The 19,060-nt window shown below is 65.6% G+C and carries 14 protein-coding genes; 10 read left to right on the forward strand and 4 right to left on the reverse strand.

The window, feature by feature from the left end:
- Window positions 1-468 precede the first annotated feature (468 nt).
- The 3 genes from P6U24_RS34970 (at window position 469) to P6U24_RS34980 (ending at window position 4,549) form a co-directional block, all read left to right on the forward strand.
- Complete coding sequence (locus tag P6U24_RS34970) at window positions 469-1,617, forward strand: acyl-CoA dehydrogenase family protein (RefSeq protein ID WP_407156925.1); 1,149 nt, start codon at window positions 469-471, stop codon at window positions 1,615-1,617.
- Between the two features lie 226 nt (window positions 1,618-1,843).
- The gene (locus P6U24_RS34975; protein WP_407156926.1) at window positions 1,844-3,808 is read left to right on the forward strand and encodes a methyl-accepting chemotaxis protein; all 1,965 of its coding nucleotides are present in this window, start codon (window positions 1,844-1,846) and stop codon (window positions 3,806-3,808) included.
- 273 nt (window positions 3,809-4,081) lie between these two features.
- A complete protein-coding gene (locus P6U24_RS34980) occupies window positions 4,082-4,549 on the forward strand; it encodes a DUF1801 domain-containing protein (RefSeq protein ID WP_407156927.1) in 468 nt (155 codons plus the stop codon).
- A gap of 25 nt (window positions 4,550-4,574) precedes the next feature.
- Here P6U24_RS34980 and P6U24_RS34985 read toward each other — a convergent pair whose 3' ends face one another.
- On the reverse strand, window positions 4,575-6,794 hold the full coding sequence (locus tag P6U24_RS34985; protein WP_407156928.1) for a putative bifunctional diguanylate cyclase/phosphodiesterase: 2,220 nt from the start codon (window positions 6,792-6,794) through the stop codon (window positions 4,575-4,577).
- A 430-nt stretch (window positions 6,795-7,224) separates the two neighbouring features.
- Between P6U24_RS34985 and mepA the strand changes: the two genes are divergently transcribed.
- Both mepA and P6U24_RS34995 read left to right on the forward strand, forming a co-directional pair.
- On the forward strand, window positions 7,225-8,175 hold the full coding sequence (mepA, locus tag P6U24_RS34990) for a penicillin-insensitive murein endopeptidase (protein WP_407156929.1): 951 nt from the start codon (window positions 7,225-7,227) through the stop codon (window positions 8,173-8,175).
- Between the two features lie 75 nt (window positions 8,176-8,250).
- Window positions 8,251-8,769, forward strand: coding sequence for a hypothetical protein (locus P6U24_RS34995; protein WP_407156930.1), 519 nt, complete (start codon window positions 8,251-8,253; stop codon window positions 8,767-8,769).
- Window positions 8,770-9,000: 231 nt separating this feature from the next.
- Here P6U24_RS34995 and P6U24_RS35000 read toward each other — a convergent pair whose 3' ends face one another.
- The gene (locus P6U24_RS35000) at window positions 9,001-10,794 is read right to left on the reverse strand and encodes a potassium/proton antiporter (protein ID WP_407156931.1); all 1,794 of its coding nucleotides are present in this window, start codon (window positions 10,792-10,794) and stop codon (window positions 9,001-9,003) included.
- Between the two features lie 218 nt (window positions 10,795-11,012).
- Between P6U24_RS35000 and P6U24_RS35005 the strand changes: the two genes are divergently transcribed.
- From P6U24_RS35005 to P6U24_RS35015, 3 genes are all read left to right on the forward strand, one after another.
- On the forward strand, window positions 11,013-12,332 hold the full coding sequence (locus tag P6U24_RS35005) for a mechanosensitive ion channel family protein (protein ID WP_407160701.1): 1,320 nt from the start codon (window positions 11,013-11,015) through the stop codon (window positions 12,330-12,332).
- A gap of 112 nt (window positions 12,333-12,444) precedes the next feature.
- Window positions 12,445-13,269, forward strand: coding sequence for a type I methionyl aminopeptidase (map, locus tag P6U24_RS35010; protein WP_407156932.1), 825 nt, complete (start codon window positions 12,445-12,447; stop codon window positions 13,267-13,269).
- Window positions 13,270-13,433: 164 nt separating this feature from the next.
- Window positions 13,434-14,240 carry an intradiol ring-cleavage dioxygenase gene (locus tag P6U24_RS35015; protein ID WP_407156933.1) on the forward strand — a complete coding sequence of 269 codons (807 nt, stop codon included), beginning with the start codon at window positions 13,434-13,436 and terminating at the stop codon, window positions 14,238-14,240.
- 242 nt (window positions 14,241-14,482) lie between these two features.
- Here P6U24_RS35015 and P6U24_RS35020 read toward each other — a convergent pair whose 3' ends face one another.
- Window positions 14,483-15,667: an MFS transporter gene (locus tag P6U24_RS35020; protein ID WP_407156934.1), complete on the reverse strand. Its 1,185-nt coding sequence runs from the start codon at window positions 15,665-15,667 to the stop codon at window positions 14,483-14,485.
- Between the two features lie 371 nt (window positions 15,668-16,038).
- On the opposite strand from P6U24_RS35020, the gene radC reads away from it, so the two are divergent.
- Window positions 16,039-16,755, forward strand: coding sequence for a DNA repair protein RadC (gene radC, locus P6U24_RS35025; protein WP_407160702.1), 717 nt, complete (start codon window positions 16,039-16,041; stop codon window positions 16,753-16,755).
- Window positions 16,756-16,934: 179 nt separating this feature from the next.
- Window positions 16,935-18,161 (forward strand): acyl-CoA dehydrogenase family protein, encoded by a 1,227-nt coding sequence (locus P6U24_RS35030; RefSeq protein WP_407156935.1) that lies wholly within the window; start codon window positions 16,935-16,937, stop codon window positions 18,159-18,161.
- A gap of 28 nt (window positions 18,162-18,189) precedes the next feature.
- Here P6U24_RS35030 and P6U24_RS35035 read toward each other — a convergent pair whose 3' ends face one another.
- Window positions 18,190-19,050, reverse strand: a complete 861-nt coding sequence (locus tag P6U24_RS35035; RefSeq protein WP_407156936.1) for a DMT family transporter — start codon at window positions 19,048-19,050, stop codon at window positions 18,190-18,192.
- Window positions 19,051-19,060 lie beyond the last annotated feature (10 nt).

Here is a 19,060-nt window from a genome sequence, read left to right on the forward strand (position 1 = left end):
TGCGCGTGCCGCGATCGCTAAAATACAATTGGTAATTAGTATCGTCGCCGCCGAGCGACGTCGCCCGCGGCGAGCACTGGCGGTCGCTCAATCGACGACCCCGGACTGATCGCAGCTGGAGGCATTTCCTTCGAAGTTTGCAGGATTTACCTGGAAACGGAACTTCGCGAAGGGCCTGAGGCCCCTGCACCATGAAGGTGCGAAGGACGGACCGCGTGGCGGCGAGTTACGATCGTAACGTGATTGCTCTCCGTACCGCTCATGCGACGAAAAGGCGCGCCCTGCTGGCGAATTGGTTTTCCGCGCAGGTGATTCCACGGCCCACCGGGCTGCGCCGCACCCTGTGGGATCGCCGGGTCGGGCAGATCACGAACGCCTGCCGCGTCGTCCGCTCCCTCCTTGCCCTCGCGCGCCAGATGGATCACCATCGCACCTCCATAGACCCCGACAAGAGGGCGAGGAAACGCGATGAACAGGCTTCCGGCGCTGGGGCTGATCGAGCGCGCACGAGCGCTACAGCCCCTGATTTCAGACGAGGCGGCCGAGGGTGAGCGGAACCGGCGGCTCACCGAGCCTGTGGTTTCAGCCCTGATCGAGAATGGGCTGTATCGTGCGTTGCTGCCGCAAAGCCTTGGCGGTGCGGAGGCGCCGCCGGCCATTTTCATGGAGATGGTGGAGGAAATCGCCAACGCCGATGCCTCGACGGCCTGGTGCCTCGGGCAATGCGCGGTCTGCGCCATGATCGCAGCCTATCTCGATCATGACGCTGCAAATGAGATCTTCAACGCGCCGCCGGGCATCCTGGCCTGGGGCGCCATCAACCATGAGGTGACGGCTGTCGACGGCGGCTATCTGGCCAATGCGCGCTGGGATTTCGCCTCGGGCTCGCGGCAGGCGGGCTGGCTGGGGGCTCACGTGCGGGTTGTCGAGGCCGACGGCACGCCGCGCCTGAAATCGGATGGCACGCCGGAGGTGCGCACCATCCTGTTTCCGGCTGCAAGCGCCACGATGCACTCGGTTTGGGACGTGATCGGGCTCAATGCGACCGGCACCGATTCCTATTCGGTCGAGAACCTGTTCGTGCCGGAGCGGTTCGCTGCGCTGCGCGACGAGCCGAGCGCGCTGCGCGAGCACGGCCCGCTCTACAAGATACCCACCAACTCGGTCTACAGCCTTGGCTTCTCGGCGCTCTCGCTCGGCGTCGCCCGCGCGACGCTGGATGCGGCGATCGCGCTGGCGCGCTCCAAGACGCCGCAAGGCCTCAAAGCCATGCGCGACAACCACGCAGTGCAGAGCCTCATCGCCCGCACCGAGGCGAGCCTGCGCGCGGCCCGCGCCTATCTCTACGCCACCGCGGAGGCGACGTGGCATGACCTCACCGCAACCGGCGTGCTGAGCGCCTATCATCGCAACGCCGTGCGGCTGGCGACGACCTGGACCATTCATCAGTCGACCGCCATCGTCGACACCGCCTACCACATGGCGGGGGCGACTGCGGTGTTCCGCGCCAACCCGTTCGAGCGGCGCCTGCGCGACATGCATGCCATTGCGCAGCAGCTTCAGGCCCGCGACAGCCATTATGAAGACGTCGGCAAGGCGCTGATCGAGACGGCGTGAGGACGGGGGAGCCGATCATCCCCAGACGGCGAGACCGGCGAATTGCTGCGGCGCGCAATCAGGCGAGCCGATTTCAGGCGGTCAGATGCGGCCAAGCGGCAGGTATGCTGCGCGGCGTGCCTGCCGGGCTAAAAAAGGGTACGAAAGTAGCGTTTCCCGTAAATTTCCGTAGTTGATCCTTAATAACTGTCTGGGACGGTTCCTCGCAATTGCGAGGGCTCTCCCAATGTTTAAACTTCGATCGATCTCGGCGCGCCTGATCCTGGCGCTGTCTCTGATGGTCGCGATCGCATGCGGCGTGCTCGGGACCTTCTCCGTGCTGCAACAGCGGTCGTTGACCCGGCTGGCGCTGGAGCAGCAGTTGAAGCTGCAGTTCGACAGTGTCACGGCAGGCATCGACTATGAAGGCCGCACCGCGCTGGCCCTGAGCGCGGCGCTCGCCGCAATGCCGCCGATCGCCGAAGCCTTCACCAAGGGCGATCGCGATGCGTTGGGCGCATTGCTCGGCGGCGCCATGAAGGAGCTGAAGGCACTGGACATTCCACTGGTGAATGTCTGGTCACCGCCTGCGACCAACTTCTATCGCGTGCACGAGCCGAAGATTTTCGGCGATGACACGTCCAAGCGGCGCATCACCGTCGTCCAGGCCAACAGCACCGGCCGGCAGATTGCCGGTGTCGAGCAGAGCCGGCTTTCGCTCGGCATCTTCGGCATGACGCCGATCATGCGCGACGGCAAGGCGATCGCCACCGTCGATGTCGGCGCGGCTTTCGGCAAGGAATTCGTCGATCGCGCCAAGCAGCGCTTCGGCATCGATCTCGCCGTCTATTGGTTCAACGATGGCCAGTTCAAGCGGCTGTCCTCGACCTTCGACGAGGTCGTCTCCACTCAGGACGAGTTGAAGGCCGTGTTCGACGGCAAGCCGGTCCATCGCGAGGCCACGCTCGGCGGACACCCGGCCGCGCTCTATGTCGGCCAGATCAAGAATTATGCCGGCGAGCCGGTCGCCATCCTCGAGGTCATCAAGGACACCATGGCCTATGAGGCGGCGGCCGCGAGCGCGCAACGCGAGCTGATCTTCGGCACGCTCGCAATCCTGGCCGTCGCCATGCTGATCGCGCTGGTCCTGGCCCGCGGCATCTCGCGCCCGCTGGTCGCGATCACGGCGGTCATGCACCGGCTGTCGAGCGGAGATACCGACGTCGCGATCCCCGGCGGCGAGCGCCGCGACGAGCTCGGCACGATGGCGCAGGCGGTCGACGTCTTCCGCCGCAACATGATCGAGACGCAGAACCTGCGCGAGGCACAGGAGGCGGCGCAGCACAAGGCCGATGCGGAGAAGCGGATGCTGCAGCGGCAGATGGCCGATCGCTTCGAGACGGACGTCAAGGGCGTCGTCACCGCGGTGGCCAAGGCCACCGCGGAAATGGAGCGTGTGGTCGGCGAAATCACGTCGAGCGTCAACGGCACCTCGCTGCGCGCAGCCGCCGCGGCCGCAGCGACAGAAGAGGCTTCGACCGGCGTCTCGACCGTCGCCGCCGCCTCCGAGCAGCTCGCCTCCTCGGTCACCGAGATCGGCCGTCAGGTGGCGCATTCCTCCAACGTCGCCGATGCTGCCGTCATCAAGGCCAAGCAGACCACGGAAATGGTCGGCAGCCTGGCCGCAGCGGCGGAAAAGATCGGTGACGTGCTGCGTCTGATCGACGCGATCGCGAGCCAGACCAACCTGCTGGCACTCAATGCCACCATCGAGGCGGCGCGCGCCGGCGAGGCCGGTCGCGGTTTTGCGGTGGTTGCGTCCGAGGTGAAGGAGCTTGCCGGGCAGACCGCCAAGGCGACCGAGGAGATCGCGGGTCAGGTCTCATCGATCCAGGCCGCCACCTCCGACTGCGTCAACGCCATTGGCGGCATCAGCGGCACGATCCAGGAGATCAGCAGCATCGCGGCGACGATCGCAGCGGCGGTCGAGGAGCAGAGCTCGGCGACCCGCGAGATCGCGCGCAGCGTCCAACAGGCGGCTGCCGGCACCAACGAGGTGTCGCAGAACGTCACTGGCGCCAGCAACGCCGCCGAGCAGTCGCGCCAGCTTGCCGACAGCGTCAAGGCAGCGGCGGGCGAGCTCGGCCGGCACGCCAACGACCTGTTCACCAGCATCGATACGTTCCTGGCGGGCCTGCGCAAGGCGGCTTAAGTTTTCGCAGGATGCAGTGCGCTCCCTCTCCCCGTCCTTCACGGGGAGAGGGCTGGGGTGAGGGGCAGACGCTTGGTTGGTGTGAGTTTGTTAGACCTGCACCCCCTCACCCGGCGCTGCGCGCCGACCTCTCCCCGCAAGCGGGGCGAGGTTGCAGCGAGCTCGCTGCTAGACTGATGAAGACGAATGCATACTTAAGAATCAGATCGCTCGGAAGGGACATGCTCTATCCGTTGCGATAGGCTCGCGCCCATTGGAACGGAAGGGAACGCCGTGGCCACCACCGCAAGATCCCGCACGCACGCGGACCGGCGATCTGCGGCGCACTCATCAGATGCCGCCGTTGCCGCGGTTTTCGAATCGTATCCCCCGCGCATCCGGTCAAAGCTGAAAGCGCTCCGACGCCTGATCCTTGGCACCGCCCGCACCACCAAGGGTGTCGGTGCGATCGAGGAGGCGCTCAGATGGGGACAGCCGAGCTATCTGACGAGCGAGACCGGCAGCGGCAGCACCATCCGCATCGATCGGGTCAAGTCGGCGCCGGACCTGGTCGCGATCTACTTCCACTGCCAGACCGATCTGGTCGCAGGCTTCCGGGAGCTCTACCCCGCGCTGACCTATGGCGGCAACCGGAGCATCCTCCTCGACACCGCGAAGCCGCTTCCCGAATCCGAGCTGCGCCACTGCATCGCCCGGGCACTAACCTATCATCTGCACAAGCGCGGGACGCAGCGGAAGTAGCAACGGTCCGCGAACCGGTGCCTGGTCACGCCACCCGCGTCTCGGCTCCGCTCGCATCGGCGCCGCATTGCGCCCGCAGCAGCGCGACGATGTCTGCGTTCGGCCGCGGCCGGCTGAACAGATAGCCCTGCCCTTCATGGCAGCCCTCCGCGCGCAGGCAGCGGAATTCGGCCTCGGTCTCGACACCCTCGGCGGTGATGGTGACGCCGAGACCCTTGCCCAGGCTGATGATCGAGCGGACGATCGCTTGCGCCTCGCGATTTGCGGCGAGATCGCGGATGAACGACTGGTCGATCTTGATCTTGTCGAACGGAAAGCTGCGCAAGTAACTCAGGCTCGAATAGCCGGTGCCAAAATCGTCCATCGAGATTCGCACGCCGAGCGCGCGCAGCGCATGCAAGGTCGCCAGCACCTGGCTGCTCTTTTCCAGCACCAGCGTCTCGGTGATCTCCAGCTCCAGCCGCCTCGGCGACAGGCCGGTCTGCTTCAGCGTGTCCATCACCAGCGACAGCACGTTCCCGACCCTGAACTGTAGCGGCGACAGATTGACCGCCACCCGAACCTCGTCCGGCCAGTTCGCGGCATCGTGGCAGGCCTGGCGCAGCATCAGCCGCCCGAGCGAGGCGATCAGCCCGGTGTCCTCGGCGACCGGAATGAACTCCGCCGGCGGCACCATGCCGCGCTCCGGATGCGGCCAGCGCACCAGCGCCTCGAAACCTGTGATCCGCCCGGTCGAGAGGTCGATCAGCGGCTGATAGTGCGGTTGCAGCACGTCACGCTGGATCGCGTCGCGCAGCTCGATCTCGATCTTGCGGCGCGCCTGCGCGCGCGCGTCCATGCCGGTCTCGAAATAGCTGAAGGTGCCGCGCGTCTCCTTCTTGGCGCGCGACAGGGCCATGTCAGCATTCTTCAACAGCTTCTCCGCGTCGTCGCCGTCGGACGGCGCCATCGCGATACCGATGGTGGCGCCGATGACGACAGTATTGCCGTCCAGCAGATAGGGATCGGCGATCACCGCCAGCAGACGCCGGCAGAGCTGAGCGGCGTCGTCGGGACGGGCCAGGCCGCCCTGGACGATCGCGAACTCATCGGAGTCCAGGCGCGCTACGATGTCCTCGTCGCGCAGCACCGAACGCAGCCGCTTGGCGACCGCCCGCAGCAGCCTGTCGCCGGCGGCATGGCCGAGCGTGTCGTTGATCGACTTGAAATGATCGAGCCCGAGCACCAGCACGGCGACCTTCTCGGACGAGCGGCGGGTGTGCAGCAGCACCTCGTCCATCTGTTGGCGCAACAGATTCCGGTTCGGCAGGCCGGTCAACGCATCGTGCTGAGCCAGAAAGGCCAGACGCGCCTCGGCACGCTTGCGCTCGGTGATGTCCATCAGCGCCAGCAGCACGGCCGGCTGTTCGTGGTAGACGAGGTGGCGCGAGTAGATCGCAAGATCGATCAGCGTGCCGTCGGCGCGCACATGCTTCCAGGTTCGCGCCGCCTGCTCGTCGCCGGAGGATTCGTCCGCCCAGGGCGGCTCGTCCTCGAAGGCCTGCAGGTTGCGCAGCTTGAGTTGTTCGAATGCCGCCCGGCTGTAGCCATAATGCTCGGTAGCCGCATCATTGACGCCGAGCACGCGCCCGTCGTCCACGGCACAGACGATCATCGGCACTGGATTGCCGTCGAACAGCAGGCGGAACGAGGCCTCGCGCTGCTTCAGCTCGGTGATGTCGACCCGCAGGCCGATGCTGCCACCATCCTCGGTCAGCCGCTCCTCGATCAGGATGACGCGGCCGTCGGCGAGTTTCTGCTCGTAGCGTCCCTTGGGGTGAAACAGCCGCTCGATGCGCTCGGCGATCCAGGCCTCCTCGCGGCCGATCGCCTCCGGGTAGTCGCCGCGTCCAATGCCGATGCGAAGCGTGTCCTCCAGCCTTGCGCCGGGCCGGAACAGGTCGGTAGAGCGGCGGTAGATCTCGGCGTATTTCTTGTTCCAGAGGATGTAGCGGGCCTCGGCATCGAGGAAGACGATGCCCTCGGGCAGGATGTCGATCGCCTCGATCAGCCGCTCATGGGCCTTGCGTGCCTCGGCGATCGCCGCCTCGGCCTCCGCCCGTGTTCGCGCAACCTCTGCGGATTCGGCTGCCTGCGAAGGCGTCCGCGGCCTGAGCTTGGGAGTGGGCTGGTCTCGCCGAACCGGCACGCGGCCCCGGCGTACGCGCGGCAGTTTCTTCGATCCTGTTGGCCTCACAGGCCGCATTATCCGCCTCACTCACCTACTCGCATTTCAATTCATCGGCCTAGTTTCTGAAAAAAAGGTATCTTGTTCCGGGCCACCCTCCGCCGGGCCTGACCCGCTAATCCGGCCAATACACATTCCGCGGTGGAAGGCTGGCGAGCCTGCCCACAAGGTTTGTGGCGCTCCGACACAACCAGAGATACCCATCAGGAGACAGAATTGGAGCCGAAATCCCGTATCCCGAGTGACCCGCACACACTGCAATTTATATCAGATGCATCCAGAGCGTGTGATGGTCCAGCCTGCCCGAAATTCGATCAATGCGGGACAAGGTTGCCAATCGGTTAACGCCGCGCCGGCGACCGGCGTCCAGTCGCATCGATGAATCGCGACAGGATGTGAGAACCTGCGCGCCCATTCCATGCTATTCTTCCCACGACAGAGAGATCCAATGCACGTCCGCCTGATGACCACCGCGCTGCTGGCCCTGATCCTTGCCGCCAGCACGGCATTGGCCCAGGACAAAGGCAGCCTCACACCGGAGCGGCTGCCGCCTCTCGCCCATCCCGATGATCCCGCTACGCCTGCCCGCGAGCTGTTCGCGCGCAAGCTGCTGCCGGCGGCGCTGCCGCTGGAGGTGATCGGCACCTACAACAAAGGCTGCATCGCCGGCGCCGCGCCGATGCCGATCAACGGCGACACCTGGCAGGTGATGCGGCTGTCGCGCAACCGCAACTGGGGCCATCCGGCGCTGATCGCGCTGCTGAAGCGGCTGGCGGCGAAGGCTCACAAGGACGCCGGCTGGCCCGGCATCCTCGTCGGCGATATCGGCCAGCCGCGCGGCGGCCCTGCCTTGAGCGGCCATGCCAGTCACCAGATCGGCCTCGACGCCGACATCTGGCTGACGCCGATGCCTGCGCGGCGGCTGTCACGCGAGGACCGTGAGGAGATGTCGGCAGTCATGATGGTGCGCCCGGACCGGCTCGACGTCGACCCGCGCGTCTTCACGCCCTCTCATCTCGCCGTGATCCGTGACGCCGCGAAAGAGCCGTCTGTGCAGCGGATCTTCGTCAATGCCGCGATCAAGAAGGCGCTGTGCCGCCAGGCCAAGGGCGACCGCAGCTGGCTGTCCAAGGTGCGGCCCTGGTGGGGACACGACTATCACTTCCACATCCGGATGCGCTGTCCGGCCGACGCGAGCGAATGCCACGGGCAGAAGGATCAGGAAGGCGGCGACGGCTGCGGCGACCTCGGCTATTGGTTCTCGGACGCGGTGCTGCATCCGAAGCCTCCCCCCGAGCCGCCGAAGCCGGTGCCGCCGATGACCATGGCGCAGTTGCCGGCGGCCTGCCGCGCCGTGCTGCATGCGCCGGACGCCAAAGCCGTGAGCACGGCGCCATGACGCGATCGCGATCACGGTGCGGTCAAGATGCGCTGCTATAGTGGGCTCCACATCCTGCGAGTGAGCCCCATGGTCATGCCGTCCCGTTCGCGTCTCTTGCTTGCTGTTGCGCTCTCTTTGCTCGGCGCAAATTCGGTGTTCGCTGCCGAAGAGCCGAGCGGCTGCGACAAGTTCAAATGGGACATCACGCATGAGCGTGCGGCCCTGACCGCGCAGGACCGCGCCAAGATCTCGTCAGGCAATGAAATCGCCGCGCTGCCGACCTCCGGCTTCACGCTCAATCTCGTCGCGCCGGCCGACGCCAAGCTGCCGACGGCGCCCGAACGTGCGCCGAAGGACGGCACCTTTGCCGGCTTCACTAAGGTCACGACCGCGCCGAAGGCAGGTCTCTATACAATCAGTCTCTCGGCGGGCGGCTGGGTCGACGTGGTGCAGGACGGCCATGCGCTGAAGCCAAAGGCCTTCAGCGGCGCCACCGATTGCGATGGCATCCGCAAGACCATGAAATACGAGCTCGCCGCAAAGCCGTTCGTGCTGCAGATCAGCGGCACCAAGGAGAACGCGATTTCGATCGCGATCCTGCCGACGGAGTGAGATAAGCCATCCCGTCGTTGCGAGCGAAGGACGGTGATTACGAGTAGCTCGTAAGGTGGGCAAAGGCGCCTACTCCGTGCCCATCGTCATTCTGTCGACCGTGAGACAGTAGGCAGGCTTCGCATTGCCTAACCTTCGAATCGCTCATCTTTCGTCATTGCGAGCGAAGCGAAGCAATCCAGACTTCCTCATTGGTCCTGGATTGCTTCGCTTCGCTCGCAATGACGAGTTCTATACCCCCGCGACCTGCGACCAAGCATCGGCCAGCCTGCGCTTGAGCGACTCGGCTCGCGTCGGCGGCGGCTTGGTCTCCTCGTCCTCCGGTAGGCGCAGGCCGACGATATTGACCCGGCCACCTGAGATCGAGCGCGCCACCAGCACGATGGTGTCGAGCGCCACCGTCGCGCCTTCGCTCGGTGCGCGGTCGAGATGGACGTCGAAGTAGTCGGCGAGCGTCAGCTTGCGGTCCTCGTCGGTGACGCTGACGCCGTAGATCGTCGCCAGCTCATCCAGCGTGTGCTCGCCCGAGACCATGAAATCGCCGAGCAGATGCGGGTCGGGCGCCGCGGGCGGCTGCATGTCGACGAAGAATCGATCCAGCGCCTCGGCTTTCTCCGGCGGTGCCAGCAGATAGAGATAGTCGCCTGGCGCGACCGGCTCGGCCTCGGCGGGAGAGAGGATCTGCTCGTTGCGGATCACCAAGGTCGGCTTCGACCAGGACGGGATCAGGCCACGGCGGTAGTACAGGCTCTTCGGGCGGACCGAGTAGCCGACCAGCTGCTGCTCGAGCTGGCCGGGCAGATCGAGCTCGACCCGGCGCGGCCCGCGATCGGTGCGCGGCAGCGCCACGTGCAGCCGCCGCGCGGCGAGACCGAGCGTCCAGCCCTGCGCCAGCAGCGAGATGATGACGACGACGAAGGCGACGTCGAAATAGAGATAGGCCTTCGACAGGCCGACCAGCATCGGGATCGAGGCCAGGAAGATCGCGACCGCGCCGCGCAGGCCGGTCCAGGCAATGAAGATCTTCTCCCGCCAGTTGAAGCGAAATGGCCTCAGGCAGATCATCACCGCGAGCGGCCGCGCCACCAGCATCAGCGTCAGTGCCACCGCGATCGCCGGAAGCAGGCTGCTCAGCAGCCGCTGCGGCGACACCAGGAGCCCGAGCAGCACGAACATCACGATCTGCGCGAGCCAGGTCGCGGCATCCAGGAACGTCACGACCGAATTATGCGCCCGCGTCGGCCGGTTGCCGATGATGATGCCAGCGAGATAGACCGCGAGGAAGCCGGAGGCATGGGCGATCTGCGCCACGCCGAAAATGACCAGCGCCGCTGTCGTCACGAATGGCGCATGCAGGCCCTGCGGCAGCGCCACCTTGTTCAGCGCGATCACCACCAGCCGCCCGCCGATCACACCGAACACCACGCCCAGGATGGCCTCGCGCGCCAGCTCCATCACGACATGCACAGGCGAGCTGTGCCCGACCGAGATCAGCTCGACCAGGGTCAGCGTCAGGAACACCGCGAACGGATCGTTGCTGCCGGATTCGGCCTCCAGCGTCGCGCCGACGCGCGGCCGCAGCCGCAAGCCTTGCGCATGCACCAGCAGGAACACGGCAGCGGCGTCGGTCGAAGCGACCACGGCGCCGACCAGCAGCGCCTCAGTCCAATTGAGATCGAGCGCATATTTGGCAACCGGCGCGGTGATGACGGCGGTCAACAGCACGCCGATGGTCGCCAGCACCATCGAGGGCGCGAGCACGGTTCGGATGCTCTGAAACCTCGTGCGCAGCCCGCCGTCGAACAGGATCAGCGCCAGCGCCACCGAGCCCACCAGATAGGTGGTGCGGACGTCCGCGAACTCGATATGGCCCGGGCCGGCATCGCCGGCCAGCATGCCGATCGCGAGAAACACCAGCAGCAACGGGGCGCCGAAGCGCAGCGCCAGCAGGCTCGACAGGATGCCGGCCATCACCAGGACGGCACCGAGAAGAATGGCAATGCTGACCGCGTCGAGAGAGGTCATGAACGGCGCAAATCACTCCGAAACGAGGAAACTGCATCCTTATCGTCGCCATACTTACCCGCCAACCGGATTTGCGAAAGGCGCGGCGATATGCCCATTTTTCGGCCCGCGCCTGCATCTCCGGTATATTGCTATTGCGGTGGCCTCAAACGCTCCGCTACGGGAACATCGCCTGACGGCCGTTTCGCGCTTCCTGCCGTTCTCTTCGAGATTTGATGATGGACATGGACGACCTGAACGATTTCCTCACCGCCCTGCAGACGGCCGCACGCTCGGTCGGCGCCGAGGTGACCTCGCCCTGGTTTTATCTGCAGCTTGGCCTGGTGCTGGCCGGCGCGGGCATCGCCTTCGCGGCGTCGGCGGCGATCCGGGCGCGCGTCGATGTGACGTCGCTCGGAATGGGATGGCCGGGGCCACTGCGCCAGTTCCTGCGGGTGCTGGTCGACAGCGTCGCCAATGTCGTGTTCGTCATCTTGATGCGGATCGCGCGCACCGTGATGGTGCTGTGGACCTGGCCGAGCCGCAGCTATCTGCTCGCGGTCGCGCTCAAGCTCGCGCTGGCCTGGCTCGTGATCCGGCTGATCACCTCGGTCATCCGCAACACCTTCATCGTCCGCGTGGTGTCGATCTCGGCCTGGCTGGTGGCGGCGCTCAGCATCATCGGCGAGCTCGATCCGGTGGTCGACGCGCTCGATTCGGTGTCGGTGGTGCTCGGCGGATTGCGGCTGACGCCGCTGCTCGTCATCAAGCTCTGCGTGCTCCTGGTCGCGGCATTGTGGCTGACCAACATCGCCAGCAACTTCGTCGAAGGACGCATCACCCGCTCCAGCGATCTCACCCCCTCGATCCAGGTGCTACTGATCAAGATGGTCCGCATGGGCCTGATGATCCTGGCGATCGCGATCGCGCTCAGCGCGGTCGGCATCAACCTGTCGGCGCTCGCGATCTTCTCCGGCGCCGCCGGCGTCGGCATCGGCTTCGGCCTGCAGAAGATCGTCGCCAATTTCATCAGCGGCATCATCCTGCTGGCGGACAAATCGGTAAAGCCGGGCGACCTCGTCACCATCGGCGACAGTTCGGGACGCATCAGCGCCATGAACACGCGCTACATCTCGGTCGCCGCCGGCGACGGCCGCGAGTTCCTGATCCCGAACGAGGATCTCGTGACCCAGAAGGTGACGAACTGGACCTATACCGACAAGAACACGCTGGTGAAGGTCAATTTCGGCACCAATTACGATGCCGATCCGCGCCTGGTGTGCAAGCTCGCCATGGAGATCGCGGCCCAGACGCCACGCACGATGAAGTCCAAGCAGCCCAATTGCCTGCTCACCGAGTTCACCGAGGCCGGCATGAAGTTCTCGCTGACCTGCTGGATCAACGATCCCGGCGACATGGACAGCGTCAAGAGCGAGGTGATGCTGTCGCTATGGGACGCCTTCAAGCGCGAAGGTATCCGCGTGCCCTATCCGGTGCGCGAGATCCGCGTCCGCGGCGGGGCGCTCCCGGTCGAGACCGTCGTCGAGGTGCATAGCTGATGATCAAATTCGATCAATGGCTTAACGCCGTGACACACGCAGCTTGCGCCGCCCGTCACGATCATTAAATTAGGCTGTCACATCAACGATTTCCCCGGGAACAGCAGCCCCCATGAGCTATATCGAAGCCACCGACACCGGATTGCGCAAGAACGGCCAGATCAAGCTGCACGGCGCGAGCGGGTTTGCCGGCATGCGCAAGGCGGGCGCGCTGGTGTCCAAGTGTCTCGACGAGCTCACTGATCTGGTCAAGCCGGGCATGCCGACCTCGCGCATCGACGAATTCGTTCGCGACTTCGCCTTCAGCCATGGTGCCTATCCGGCGACGCTGATGTATCGCGGCTATCGCTACTCGACGTGCACATCGATCAACCACGTGGTCTGCCACGGCATGCCGGGCGACCGCCCGATGAAGGAAGGTGACATCGTCAATATCGACGTCACCTTCATTGTCGACGGCTGGTACGGCGATTCCAGCCGCATGTATGCGATCGGGCCGATTGCGCGCAAAGCCGAGCGGCTGATCGAGGTGACCTATGAAGCGATGATGCGCGGCATCGCCGCCGTGCGGCCCGGCGCCACCACCGGCGACATTGGCCACGCCATCCAGAGCTTTGTCGAGCCGCAGGGCATGAGCGTGGTGCGCGACTTCTGCGGCCACGGCCTCGGCCGGCTGTTCCACGACGAGCCCAACATCATCCATGTCGGCCGGCCCGGCGAGGGCGTGCTGCTGAAGCCCGGTATGTTCTTCACCATCGAGCCGATGATCAATCTCGGCAAGCCGCATGTGAAGATCCTCTCAGACGGCTGGACCGCGGTGACGCGTGATCGCTCGCTGTCGGCGCAATTCGAGCACTCGGTCGGCGTCACCAATGACGGCGTCGAGATCTTCACGCTGTCGGAACGGCACGGTGAGAAGCCGCTCGTTCAGGTGTGACGACGGGGACCGGCCGATCGGCTGCGCGCAGCGGATCTCGCTTTGAACGCGGAGCGGCAGGATAGGAGGCTTCGCTCGCCGCGTTTCCAAACATGACGACCGTCTGATTGTTGCCATTCCCGGCTGATCGAGTGTGTGCAGCTCCATCGTCATGGGAGGCACGCATGACCGACGCAACCCGCCGCGGCTTCCTCCGCCTGATTCCAGCCGGTGCGACGGCGCTATTCCCGGCGCGCCAGGCGCTGGCCGCGCCTGATAAAGACGCTGGCTCCAGCATCGACGATGCCTGCATCCTGACGCCGCAATCCGAGGAAGGCCCCTATTATCTCGATCCGAAGCTGGTGCGCGCCGACATCGCCGAGGGGCGGCCCGGCGTGCCCTTGTCGTTCCGGCTGCGGATGATCGAGGCCGGCAGTTGCACGCCGATCCAGGGTGCACGCGTCGACATCTGGCACTGCGATGCCCGCGGGCTCTATTCGGCATTTCGCGACCAGGGCGACGGCCACAATATCGACCAGACCGGCAAGACCTTCCTGCGCGGCACCCAGCTTGCGAATGCCGGCGGCTGGGCCGCGTTCAACACCATCTATCCCGGCTGGTATGCCGGGCGCGCCACCCATATCCACTTCAAGGTGTTCCTCGACGAGAAGACGGTGCTGACCGGGCAGAGCTTCTTTCCCGAGGCGCTGAACGAGTTCATCTACACCAATGTGCCCGACTACACGGGCCGGCCGAAGCAGCGCCTGGTGATCAACGCCAATGATCGCATCGCCACCGGCAGCGACCCCGAGCATCGCGCCTGGTGCGCGATCAAAGAGGAGCGCGACCGCTATGTCGCGATGCTGACGCTCGCGGTCGATCGCAATGCCAAGGTCGCGGCCGAGATACCGCCGGGACCGCCGACGCGCGCACCCTGGATCAAAGACCGTCTTGCGGCGCTGGTGCCAGGGCTGAAGCGCAGCCCATTCTGATGCGATTGAGACGTCTGTTCTGAATAAGAGCTCGCTCTGAATAAGACGAGAACTCTGCGGCGGCATTGACGGTGCACCCTCTCCCCTTGTGGGAGAGGGTGGATCGCCAACGCGGAACGCGGCGGCGAGCCGGGTGAGGGGTCTGCTTCGGCATTTGCAGGCGCGGAGAGAGACCCCTCACCCGGCGCCTTCGGCGCCACCCTCTCCCACAAGGGGAGAGGGTGCAGTGCGCCCGGAGTTAGCTACTCCGTCGCCAGATACACGAGCGCGAGCAGCGGCAGCGCGAAGCCGATCGAGGACGCCAGCGTCCAGCCGCCGTAAGCATAGGCGAAGGCACCGATGGCGGAGCCCGCCGCCCCCGCCATGAAGAATGTCGTCATGTAGAGCCCGTTCAAACGGCTGCGATGCTCGGCACCAAGGGCAAACAGCACGCGATAGCCGAGCACGACATTGCCCTGCACGCCGAAATCGATCGCGATCGCGGCGATGACGAGCAGCACCATCGACCCGGTCGAGCCGAACGGCAGCACGCGCGTTAGCGCAAAACCGCCGGCAGCGATCAGCATGGCCGCTGCACTGGCGGGCTTGATCCAGCCGCGATCGGCAACGCGGCCGGCGAGCGGCGCGGAGATCGCGCCGGCGACACCGGCCAGCGCGAACAGCGCGATGCCGGTTTGCGAGAGGTGGAAATCAGGGCCGGCGAGCAGCAGCGGCACCGTGGTCCAGAACAGGCTGAACGAGCCGAACATCGCCGCCTGATAGAGCGCGCGCCGCCGCAGCGCCGGCTCCGTCATGACCAGTTCGACCATCGAGGCGAGCAGGCGGCCATAGCTCAGGCGCGCCGCCGGCTGCCGCACCGGCAATACGACGCGCAGCACCAAAGCGAGCGCCACCATGGCGGCCGCCGAAACCACATAGACCAGCCGCCAGGACGCATGCGCCGCGATCAGGCTCGATGCGGGCCGTGCAAGCATCACCCCTAACATCAGTCCGGTCGTGACGTTGCCGACTGCGCGGCCCCGCGTCGCGGCTGGCGCAAGATGCGCGGCATAGGGAATCAGGATCTGCACCGCGACCGAGCCGAGCCCGATGAACAGCGCAGCAGCGAGAAACAGCGTCGCATCGGCCGCGAGCGCCGCGCCTGCAAGCGCGAGTGCAGCCACCGCCACCACGCTCAGCACGAGCCTGCGATTTTCAACGAGGTCGCCGAGCGGCACGATCAGGAGCAGGCCCGCGCCATAGCCGATCTGGCTCATGGTCACGAGCAGGCCCGCCGATCCCGCTGACAGACCGAGCTCTTGGCTGATCGGGCCGATCAACGGCTGCGCATAATAGATGTTGGCGACGATGAGCCCGCAGGAGAAGGCGAGCAGCAGGGTTATCCAGGCCGACAGATGATCGGCTTGGTCGGATGTCACAACGGTCAATGCAAAAACTCTCCCAACGGGGGAAGGCTCATTCCCAGATTTCGGTGAAGGATCAGGTCGCCCGTTTCAGCGCATTGGCGAGGGAAAGTGGCGGCCAGTCGGCCTTGGCCGACGATGCGTCTGCGGCACGACCGCGCCGGGCGGGTACGGCAGGAGGGAAAGTCACAAACTGGAGCATATGCCCGATTTAAGCAGAGCATTGCCCGGATCAACTCACGTCTGTGTGGGCGATATGACAAGCAGCTCTGGTGATGGAAGAAAGATCTGATCCCCGGGCCTCCTCCTTCCGGCGTCCGTCCAACGCTCTACGGCACGCAGGCCCGGCTCACTTGAAGGTTGCAAAAGCTGGCCGGCGCGGCATTCTGTTGCCGATGCCCGCCAAGACCGATCCCGAAAACGCACCGACTGCCAGTGAGCCGCCGCATTATCTCGGCCATCGCCAGCGGCTGCGCGAGCGCTTTCTCGCCGCCGGTGCCGACGCACTCAGCGACTATGAGTTGCTGGAGATGGTGCTGTTCACCGCCCAGCCGCGGCGCGACATGAAGCCATTGGCAAAGGCGCTGTTGAAAAAGTTCGGTTCATTCGCGGAAGCGATCCATGCGCCGGAGCCGCTGTTACGCGAGGTCGATGGCATCGGGGAAGCCACCATCACCCAGCTCAGGCTGATCGCGGCCGCCGCCAGCCGCATCGCCAAGGGCGAGCTGAAGCAGCGGCACGCGCTGTCGTCCTGGCAGGACGTCATCACCTACTGCCGCACCAGCATGGCATTCGCCGAGAAAGAGCAATTCCGGCTGTTGTTCCTGGACAAGCGCAACCAGTTGATCGCAGACGAGGTGCAGCAGACCGGCACAGTCGACCACACCCCGGTCTATCCGCGCGAGGTGATCAAGCGCGCGCTCGAGCTCTCCGCCACGGCCATCATCCTCGTGCATAACCACCCCTCCGGCGATCCGACGCCGTCGCAGGCCGACATCCGCATGACCAAGGCCATCGTCGACATTGCCAAGCCGCTCGGCATCGCCGTGCATGATCACATCATCGTCGGCAAGAACGGCCATACCAGCCTGAAGGGCACCGGGTTGATGTGAGCCGATGAGTTCGGCGCGCACCGCCTGTGCGCGTCACCGCTGTTTGATCACCTTGTCGCGGCCGGCATTTCATCCGTAACCAATTCGACATCGTTCGCCACCATGCGGCAACAGTAGCCACGTAGCTGCCTTGGATCTTGCACGGCGTGTCGCCGGCATTTTTTCTTGAGGAGGCGATCTTGGCCACAAGCAACATCCAGATAGCTCACGTCGATCAAGCCCCCTCGCAGCCGCATCCGGCGGACGATGCCGGACGTCTGATCACGGCGCTGCGCGAGCTCGCGCCGAACATCGCGGCGCGCTCGAAGGAGATCGAGGACGGGCGCCGCGTGCCCGGGGACATCGCGCTCAGCCTGCGCAAGCTCGGCCTGTTCCGGAGCTTGTTGCCGCGCAGCCTCGGCGGTCTCGAGCTTACCGCGCCGGACGTGGTGCAGATGCTGGAGATCCTGGCCGCGGCCGACAGCTCCGTCGGCTGGATAGCGATGATCGGCGTGACCTCGCAGATCTTCTGCACCAGGGCGCCGCTCGCGGTGCTCGAGCGGGTCTATCGGAACGATCCGGACGCGCTGATTGTGGGCGTTGGGACGCCTGTGGGACAAGCCGAGAAGATCGATGGCGGCTATCGTGTCTCCGGTCGCTGGCCTTTCTCCAGCGGCTGCCAGAACGCACAATGGATCGGCGGGCATTGCGTGGTCTGCAAGGACGGCCAGCCCGTGATGACGGAGCACGGCCCGCAAACCAAGCTCTTCCTGCTGCCTGCTGACCGCTGGCGGATCGAGGAGACCTGGCAGGCGGTCGGCCTGACCGGCACCGGCAGCCATCACGTCGTCCTCGACAACATCGAGGTCCCGGAAGCGGAAGCTTTCAATCTGTTCGGCGGAAAATCGGCCGTGGCCGGACCGCTCGAAAGCGACGTGATGCCGTTCAATGCGAGCTTCCATGCCGCGGTCGCGGTCGGCATCGCCAGCGGCGCGATGGCCGATCTGGTCGCCATGGCCAATTCCGGCCGACGGCAGCTGTTCGCAGCGACGGAGCTGAAGGACTCAGCGGTATTCCAGCATGAAGTGGGCAAGCTTAATGCCGAGCTGCGCGCCGCGCGTGCACTCACCCGAATGCAGGTTGAGAGCCAGTGGTCCCGGGCGGTTGCCGGCACGGTCGATAGCAACACCGATTTGGCGGAAGGATTGCAGGGCAGCGCCTGGGTGAATGCCGCCTGCACCAATGTGGTGAGCGGCTGCTACGCGCTGGGCGGGTCGAGCGCGATCATGAATTCATCTCCGCTGCAGCGGCGGCTGCGCGATATCCACACGGCCCGGCAGCATGGCTTCGCTCAGGAGCGGTTTTACGGTTCCGCCGGCAGGAACGTCCTCGGCTTTACGCCGGTTCACCCGATCTCGGGACAGTGAGCCAGCCGTTCATCGGTTCACATCGCGATCAGGCATATCGCCGCGCGAGCGCAACGCAGACGACGACGAGACCGGTCACCAGGATCATGCCTAAGGCGACCGGCTCGTGCAGCAGAAGGCCAGCCAGGGCGAGACCGAGGAACGGCTGCAGCAGCTGCAATTGCCCGATACTCGCGATGCCGCCGCGCGCAAGGCCGTGATACCAGAACACGAAGCCGACCAGCATGCTGAAGACCGAGACATAGGCGAGCCCGAGCCAGGCCGGCATTTCGATTACCCGCCATGACGGCGGGCAGGTCGCGATGGCGAGCAGCAGCATGACGGGCGAGGCCAGCAGCAGCGCCCAGGAGATGACCTGCCAGCCCCCGAGCCTTCGCGACAGCACCGCGCCTTCGGCATAGCCGAGGCCGCACAGCACGATCGCGGCGATCATCAGGAGATCGCCGGCCGGCGACATGGTCCCGTCATTCGACAGCGCAAAGCCGGCGACCGCTGCGCTGCCCAGCAGCGAGAACAGCCAGAACAGCGGCTTCGGCCGTTCCGCGCCGCGCAGCACGCCGAAGATGGCGGTGGCGAGCGGCAGCAGGCCGACGAAGACGATCGAATGCGCCGAGGTGATGTGCTGGAGCGCAAGCGCGGTCAGCAGCGGAAACCCGATCACGACGCCGAACGCGACGATGGCCAGCGAGCCAAGATCGGCGCGCGCAGGACGCGCCTGTCGGAGCAGCAGCAGCAGCGCGCCGCCGAGCAGCGCGGCGATGCCGGCGCGCGCCGCCGTCAGGAACAGCGGCGGAAAGCCGGCGACGGCCACGCGCGTCGCCGGCAAGGAGGCGCTGAAGATCGCCACGCCCACAAGCCCGCTGCCCCAGCCTTCGACTGATGATTTCATCTCGCCCGTC

The organism is Bradyrhizobium sp. STM 3557, from assembly GCF_045571465.1.
GTDB lineage: Bacteria > Pseudomonadota > Alphaproteobacteria > Rhizobiales > Xanthobacteraceae > Bradyrhizobium.

Bases quoted from the DNA above. Each gene is read 5' to 3' on its own strand.
- P6U24_RS34970 (WP_407156925.1), top strand. From the start codon at position 469: ATGAACAGGCTTCCGGCGCTGGGGCTGATCGAGCGCGCACGAGCGCTA.
- P6U24_RS34975 (WP_407156926.1), top strand. From the start codon at position 1,844: ATGTTTAAACTTCGATCGATCTCGGCGCGCCTGATCCTGGCGCTGTCT.
- P6U24_RS34985 (WP_407156928.1), bottom strand. From the start codon at position 6,794: ATGCGGCCTGTGAGGCCAACAGGATCGAAGAAACTGCCGCGCGTACGC.
- mepA (WP_407156929.1), top strand. From the start codon at position 7,225: ATGCACGTCCGCCTGATGACCACCGCGCTGCTGGCCCTGATCCTTGCC.
- P6U24_RS34995 (WP_407156930.1), top strand. From the start codon at position 8,251: ATGCCGTCCCGTTCGCGTCTCTTGCTTGCTGTTGCGCTCTCTTTGCTC.
- P6U24_RS35000 (WP_407156931.1), bottom strand. From the start codon at position 10,794: ATGACCTCTCTCGACGCGGTCAGCATTGCCATTCTTCTCGGTGCCGTC.
- P6U24_RS35005 (WP_407160701.1), top strand. From the start codon at position 11,013: ATGGACATGGACGACCTGAACGATTTCCTCACCGCCCTGCAGACGGCC.
- map (WP_407156932.1), top strand. From the start codon at position 12,445: ATGAGCTATATCGAAGCCACCGACACCGGATTGCGCAAGAACGGCCAG.
- P6U24_RS35015 (WP_407156933.1), top strand. From the start codon at position 13,434: ATGACCGACGCAACCCGCCGCGGCTTCCTCCGCCTGATTCCAGCCGGT.
- radC (WP_407160702.1), top strand. From the start codon at position 16,039: ATGCCCGCCAAGACCGATCCCGAAAACGCACCGACTGCCAGTGAGCCG.
- P6U24_RS35035 (WP_407156936.1), bottom strand. From the start codon at position 19,050: ATGAAATCATCAGTCGAAGGCTGGGGCAGCGGGCTTGTGGGCGTGGCG.